6 protein-coding genes are annotated in these 7,082 nt (G+C 36.8%); 4 read left to right on the top strand and 2 right to left on the bottom strand.

Features of this window, described 5'->3' with window-relative positions:
- Positions 1-299 precede the first annotated feature (299 nt).
- On the bottom strand, positions 300-494 hold the full coding sequence (locus I6F65_RS12950) for a hypothetical protein (RefSeq protein ID WP_197113201.1): 195 nt from the start codon (positions 492-494) through the stop codon (positions 300-302).
- A 549-nt stretch (positions 495-1,043) separates the two neighbouring features.
- Between I6F65_RS12950 and cysD the strand changes: the two genes are divergently transcribed.
- From cysD to cysC, 4 genes are all read left to right on the top strand, one after another.
- Entirely contained in the window at positions 1,044-1,952 is a 909-nt protein-coding gene (cysD, locus tag I6F65_RS12945) for a sulfate adenylyltransferase subunit CysD (RefSeq protein ID WP_197113198.1), read from the top strand.
- 92 nt (positions 1,953-2,044) lie between these two features.
- Entirely contained in the window at positions 2,045-3,451 is a 1,407-nt protein-coding gene (cysN, locus tag I6F65_RS12940) for a sulfate adenylyltransferase subunit CysN (protein WP_197113195.1), read from the top strand.
- A 72-nt stretch (positions 3,452-3,523) separates the two neighbouring features.
- Entirely contained in the window at positions 3,524-5,251 is a 1,728-nt protein-coding gene (locus I6F65_RS12935) for an SLC13 family permease (protein ID WP_197113192.1), read from the top strand.
- 67 nt (positions 5,252-5,318) lie between these two features.
- A complete protein-coding gene (cysC, locus tag I6F65_RS12930; RefSeq protein ID WP_197113190.1) occupies positions 5,319-5,921 on the top strand; it encodes an adenylyl-sulfate kinase in 603 nt (200 codons plus the stop codon).
- Between the two features lie 292 nt (positions 5,922-6,213).
- Here the strand turns inward: cysC and I6F65_RS12925 are convergent, their stop codons facing one another.
- On the bottom strand, positions 6,214-6,675 hold the full coding sequence (locus I6F65_RS12925; protein ID WP_197113187.1) for a transposase: 462 nt from the start codon (positions 6,673-6,675) through the stop codon (positions 6,214-6,216).
- Positions 6,676-7,082: the final 407 nt, after the last annotated feature.

Here is a 7,082-nt window from a genome sequence, read left to right as displayed (position 1 = left end):
ACACAAGCGCGAAGTAAATTCGCACCTACAGATTTGGCATATGTGTTGGGTTTGATGTTTATTGTAGGTGAGGTTTTGCACCTCGCTTTTGCTTTTAAAATATTAAAGCCACGTCACACAAGCGCGAAGTAAATTCGCACCTACGGGTTTAGCGTATGTTGTTGGGCTTGATGTTTATTGTAGGTGAGGTTTTACACCTCGCTTTGTTTGCATTAAAGCTGCATAAAACTACGTTACACAAGCACGAAATAAATTCGCATATACGAGTTTTGCTATAAGGTGACTCTCAAAATTCAAAGCTAAAATGAGACCATTAAATTTAAGTTTAAAAAAGCCGATATTGTAAAACAATATCGGCTTTTTTTTGGTGATTTTTCTTTAATAAATACTTCGCCCTCGGTTATGCTGCCAGCAAAACCATAGCCAGGTTGAGTAGAAGGGTAGTCGTGTTTATCATCAGCAAAAGGTGCTTCAATCGCATTTTTAAGCGGCATTGATTTGTTGTTTTTTTAATCTTTGGGTTGTGGCTGCCGCTAAAAAGTTGAGATGATTCATCGTTTAGGTAACTCAATAAGTGAATTTCTATGTGTAACTTATAAAGTAGAGCACCTATTAGATTGTACTATCAGTTTGGAAATCTTTTATTACTGAGTGGTAGTGGGTATATGCCACTTTATTAAAAAGTACCTAACTTATTTTATGCTATCCGATTTTTTTTAAGTTCTGTAATGCAAACAAATAAAAGGCAACGTTTAGGTTTTATACCTAGAAATATCAACGCCAGTATTTTAGGACGCACTGGGGCTTATAAAAACCATTGGTATGAAAAGTAATTAGACATAACTAAAAGTTAATGTCACTGGTTCAACTAATTCGCTATCCTTACCTTCAATAGCACAAATATTACCTTGTATTTTTCACCGTTATAGAAATTTACATTGGCTGTAAAGTTTAATTAATTTAGATAAGTAAACTTGAATGAATTTATTTTTATTTAATAACTTAGCTAAAACTTTAATGAATCTAGGATATAAATAAACATTATGAATGAAGATAAGTTGACCCATTTAAAGGCGCTTGAAGCCGAATCGATTCATATAATGCGTGAAGTGGCTGCTGAGTTTGGTAACCCAGTAATGCTGTATTCTGTAGGTAAAGATTCTTCGGTGTTATTACATCTTGCAAGAAAAGCATTTTACCCAGGAAAAATCCCATTTCCATTAATGCATGTAGACACTACATGGAAATTTAAAGAAATGATTGCATTTCGCGATCAAGTAGCTGAAAAATATAACTTTGATTTAATCGTCCATAAAAATCCACGTGGTGTTGAAATGGGTATTAGCCCATTTGTTCATGGTAGTGCAAAGCATACCGATATAATGAAAACTGAAGGTTTAAAGCAAGCACTTGATATGCATGGTTTTGATGCTGCCTTTGGTGGTGCTCGCCGTGACGAAGAAAAATCGCGTGCTAAAGAACGTGTTTATTCGTTCCGTGATTCTAAGCATCGTTGGGATCCTAAAAACCAACGCCCTGAGTTATGGAATATTTATAATAGTAAAGTTGATAAAGGCGAAAGCATCCGTGTTTTCCCACTTAGTAACTGGACTGAGTTAGATATTTGGCAATATATTTATTTAGAAGGTATTGAGATCCCATCTTTATACTTTGCTAAAGAACGCCCTGTTGTTGAACGTGATGGCACATTGATCATGGTTGATGATGAGCGTATGGAAATTAAAGAAGGTGAAGAAGTTCAGCAAAAAATGGTGCGCTTTAGAACACTTGGTTGTTACCCATTAACGGGTGCAGTTGAGTCGGTGGCAACAACGTTACCTGAAATTATTCAAGAAATGTTGTTATGTACTACATCTGAACGCCAAGGCCGTGTAATTGATAATGATTCTGCAGGCTCTATGGAAAAGAAAAAAATGGAAGGTTACTTCTAAGCTATTGCAGATGACAGTTAGCCGTTAGCTAACTGAGTTAAATTTTTTACCAGTCATTTATTGCTGGATGTAGAAAGATTAAGGATTTTAAGATGTCTACAAATACGTCTCTAATTGCTTCTGATATTGAAGCTTATTTAAAAGTTCATGAAAACAAAGATATGCTACGCATTTTAACGTGCGGTAGTGTTGATGATGGTAAATCTACATTAATTGGTCGCTTACTTTACGATAGCAAAATGATTTTTGAAGATCAGATGGCTGCTATCGAAAAAGATTCAAAACGTTTTAATACTACCGATAATGACTTTGATTTAGCATTATTAGTTGATGGTTTACAGTCTGAGCGTGAGCAAGGTATTACCATTGATGTGGCTTACCGTTACTTTGCTACAGAGCAACGTAAATTTATTATTGCAGATACGCCAGGGCATGAGCAGTACACACGTAACATGGCAACAGGTGCCTCTACGTGTGACTTAGCGATTATTTTGATTGATGCTCGCCACGGTGTGCAAGTACAAACACGTCGTCATAGCTATATTTGTTCTCTGCTGGGAATTAAAAATGTAGTTATTGCTATTAATAAAATGGATGCGGTTGGTTACGAGCAATCTGTATATCAAGATATTAAGAAAGACTACCGCGAGTTTGCTAAAAAACTATCGTTTGATGATATTCGCTTTGTGCCAATTTCGGCGCTGCGCGGCGATAATGTTGTAAACGAAAGTGAAGCGATGACTTGGTACCCTGGTTCTACATTAATGAAGCTGCTTAATACGGTATCTATAGATCGTGCAACTAACGATGCATTTAGATTACAAGTTCAATATGTAAACCGCCCTAATTTAGATTTTCGTGGCTTTAGCGGCACAGTAGCTGCTGGCGATATTCGCGTTGGCGATACGGTTGCTTCATTACCTTCTGGTAAAGAAAGTAAGGTTAAGTCTATTGTAACGTTTGACGGCAACCTTGAAAAAGCAACTGCTGGCATGGCTATTACCTTAACGCTTGAAGATGAAATAGATATAAGTCGCGGCGATATGTTAGTTCGTCCTCATCAAAAGCCTTATTCAGCTAGTGGTTTTGAAGCTGATGTTGTGTGGATGACCGAAGAAGCATTAAAAGTTGACCGCGAGTACGAAATTAAAGTTGGCACTAAATCTGTTTACGGACACGTAGAGCAAGTTAATTATAAAGTAGATGTAAATACATTAGATAAACAAGATGCTACACAGCTAAACTTAAATGAAATTGGTAATTGTCAGTTTGCATTAACTGCACCAGTGCAGTTTGATGCTTACGATGTAAACCGAAATACAGGTTCATTTATTATTATTGACCGCTTTACTAACGTAACTGTTGGCGCGGGTATGATACGCAAACCATTAGAATCTAAAGCGAATAATGCTAAGAGTGAATACTCTGCATTTGAAGTTGAGTTTAATGCATTAGTACGTAAGCATTACCCTCATTGGGATGCAAAAGTAGTTCGCTAAACAACCTATGTTAAGCATGGCGGGCTTTTTAGCCCGCTTTTTTTTCCTCTATAAAGGATGGCTACTTTAATCATGCCATTAGATGCTTATTTAACGCTTTTTATTTTTGCACTAACAGTTTTAGGTTTAGTTGTTTTGCAAAGCCGGCCTGTTGCTGTTTTTGGTGGAACACTAATTGCTTTAATTGGTTGTGGTTTAGTTACTAAAACACAGTTTTTGACGAGTATTGCAAACCCTGGGCTTGTGACTTTAATTTTACTTGTTTTATGTTCTTTAGCACTGGAAAAAACCCGACTGTTAAGAGTTATTGCCTCTAAAATAATTGTAAGTAATTACCACTCTACATGGCTTAGGCTTTTTGGTGTTACGACACTGTTTTCATCAATTTTAAATAATACAGCCGTTGTGGCAACTTTATTATCTCCTATACGTAATAACCCTCATCATTTTTCGAGTAAATTATTATTACCTTTATCGTATGCCTCTATTTTAGGCGGCACTTTAACGCTAATAGGTACATCAACTAATTTAATTGTAAACTCAATGTATATTGAGGCTTCTGGGCGTTCATTATCGTTTTTCTCCTTTACTGCTATTGGTTCTATTTTGGTTATTACTTGCGGTATTGTTATGTACTTTTGTAGTGGAATGCTGCCAAGTATTGAGCAAAAAAAGGCGACGTCTGAAGGGTACTTTATTGACGCTAAAGTAAAAAATGACTCGGAGTTGGTGGGTAACTCTGTAGAGGCGAATGGTTTGCGTCATTTAGAGTCGTTGTTTTTAGTTGAAATAGTTAGGGAAGGTAGCTTAATTAGCCCTGTATCACCATCGGAGGTTATTCAACCTGCTGATAGACTGATATTTTGTGGTGAAATTACAAAGCTACTTCAACTGGGGCAGTTTTCTGGCTTAGAAATTTTTGCTGAAAAAAACGGTAGGCTAAATAGTAACTTAACAGAAGTTGTTGTTAGGCAAGAAAGTATTATTGTTGGCAAAACATTAAAATCCACTGGCTTTAGAGCGTTGTTTGATGCTGCGGTTGTTGCTATTAAGCGCGATGGCGATCAGGTTTCGGGGAAACTAGGAGAGGTGGTCATTCGCTCTGGTGACTTTTTAGTACTCGCTGTTGGTAGCGATTATAAAAGCAGAACCAATATAACTAAAAACTTTTTGACTCTTTCTGGTGTGGAGCCAGAATCAAGAATTAACGGTTGGCGCGCGTGGTTATCGATTGGTGGATTTATTTCTACAATAGTACTTGCGGCTTTAGGCGTGTTAGATTTACTCGAAGGACTAGTGTTATTACTAGGTGGTTTGTTGTTTACGCGAAGTTTAACCGCAAGTGAGTTAGTTAGGCGTTTTCCGGTTGATATTTGGTTGGTGGTATCGTCAGCTATTTTACTCTCTAATGCGTTAGTAAACTCTGGTGTGGTAGATACTTTAGGTGTGTTTATTAGCCAGTACAACGACCCAAGCTACGTATATACGGCATTAATACTTCTTTATATTGTGACTTGGTTAATGACTGAGTTTGTTACTAATAATGCTGCTGCCGCATTAATGTTTCCTATAGGGTATACAATAGCGCTTGGTTTTGGGGTTGATGTATTGCCATTTGTTATGACCGTTGCTTTTGCTGCGAGTGGTAGCTTTATTAGCCCTTATGGTTATCAAACTAATTTAATGGTGTTTAATGCGGGTAACTACTGCTTAAAAGACTTTGTTAAAGTTGGTTTGCCGGTAAGTGCTGTGTATGCGTTAGTTGTTTTAATATGCATACCAATATTTTTTCCATTTTAAATATAAATAGCTAGGTGCTTTTAAATAGTAAAAGGTAAAACCTAGAATCAAAATTGACGTGAGAACTATGAAACAAGATGAAAACATTGTATGGCATGATCAAACTGTGTCGCGAGATCAAAAACAAGCACATAAAGGTCATAAGCCGGTATTACTTTGGTACACAGGGCTAAGTGGTTCTGGTAAATCAACAATTGCGAATGCGGTTGAAGCGAAGTTATTTGAACTAGGCTGCCATACTTATTTGCTTGATGGCGATAACGTTAGAATGGGCTTAAACAAAGGGCTTACTTTTAGCGATGAAGACCGCGTTGAAAACATTCGCCGTATAAGCGAAGTGGCTAAATTGTTTGTTGAAGCTGGTTTAATTGTATCGACTGCGTTTATTTCACCATTTGCCGCAGACCGAGCTCAAGCTCGAGGCATAATGACTGACGGTGAATTTTTTGAGGTATTTATAGATACTCCAATAGAGGTGTGCGAAAGCCGCGATCCAAAAGGGTTATACAAAAAAGCGCGCGCAGGTGAAATACCTAATTTTACAGGTATTAGCTCCGCATTCGACGTGCCACAAACCCCTGAAATACACGTAAAAACAGCTGAGCAAACAATAGAACAAAGTGTTGAACAAATTGTGGGTTACTTAAAAATCAACGGTATTATAAAGTAACCTCACGTTTAAATTGTTTTATAGGTGAGATTTTACACCTCGCTTTTTACTTTCAAAATATTAAACCAAGTTGCATGAGCGCGAAGTAAATTCGCACCTACAGGTTCGGTGTATGTTGTTCGGTTCGGTGTATGTTTTATTTGTAGGTGAGGTTTTACACCTCGCTTTTTTATATTAAATTTGCGTTAAAGCCAGGTTACATGAGTACGTGTAAAGTCGCACCTACAGGTTTGGTGTTTATTATTGGAGTTGGTATTTGGTGTTTGTTGTAGGTGAGGTTTTACACCTCGCTTTATTTTCTTTCGTTTAAATAAATACAATCCCAATAGGGATACAGGGCTACACTTTTTACTATATTTGCTCTAAGTGGGTTCGCAATGATATACCTTGCATTATTTATTAAATCCTCTTCATCTCGGATTAAATGATCGTAGTAATTTCGCTGCCATAGTTGCTTAATATTTGTATTATCGCGAATACTCTTAGAACACCTACCTTTAAAACTTTTCACCACTTCGCAAAGAGTCTGTTTTTCACCTAATTGTATAAGCCAATGTATATGATTTGGCATAATTACAAATGCTATTGTTTGCGCTGTTTTTTGTACTTCTATAGCCCTCATTTCTTTGGTAATCAGGCGATTTACAGCAAGTGAAACAAACTTATTCTCTCTTTTATGAGCTACTAATGTGATTGAGTAAAAGTGATTTTTTAAAGATACTCGACCCTTTCTTAATAAATCAGAATGTTTCATTTTATGTTCTATTATGTGTTTATTTAAATGTAGCAGAAGTAAAGTAAAAGTGAGAGCGCGAAGTGAAATCGCACCTACGGGGCGGAGTTTATTATTGGAGTTGGCGTTTATTGTAGGTGAGGTTTTATACCTCGCTTTTTATATTAAATACGCATAAAAGCCACGTTACACGAGCGCGATGTAAAATCGCACCTACGGGGTTGGTGTTTATTATTGGATCTGGTGTTTATTGTAGGTGAGGTTTTACACCTCGCTTTTTGCTTTTAAAATATTGAAACCACGTTATACGATTGATGTAAATTCGCACCTACAGGTTTGGCGTATGTTGTTAGGTTTGATGTTTATTGTAGGTGAGGTTTTACACCTCGCTTTTTGCTTTTAAAATATTGAAACCACGTTATACGATT

It is taken from the genome of Pseudoalteromonas sp. SWXJZ94C, from assembly GCF_015864385.1.
GTDB lineage: Bacteria > Pseudomonadota > Gammaproteobacteria > Enterobacterales > Alteromonadaceae > Pseudoalteromonas.
Note: the sequence above shows the minus strand (reverse complement) of the source record. Positions and strands in the feature narration are given on the sequence as shown.

Coding starts and splice junctions, on each gene's coding strand:
- cysC (WP_197113190.1), top strand. CDS start 5,319: ATGAAACAAGATGAAAACATTGTATGGCATGATCAAACTGTGTCGCGA.
- I6F65_RS12935 (WP_197113192.1), top strand. CDS start 3,524: ATGCCATTAGATGCTTATTTAACGCTTTTTATTTTTGCACTAACAGTT.
- I6F65_RS12950 (WP_197113201.1), bottom strand. CDS start 494: ATGCCGCTTAAAAATGCGATTGAAGCACCTTTTGCTGATGATAAACAC.
- cysN (WP_197113195.1), top strand. CDS start 2,045: ATGTCTACAAATACGTCTCTAATTGCTTCTGATATTGAAGCTTATTTA.
- I6F65_RS12925 (WP_197113187.1), bottom strand. CDS start 6,675: ATGAAACATTCTGATTTATTAAGAAAGGGTCGAGTATCTTTAAAAAAT.
- cysD (WP_197113198.1), top strand. CDS start 1,044: ATGAATGAAGATAAGTTGACCCATTTAAAGGCGCTTGAAGCCGAATCG.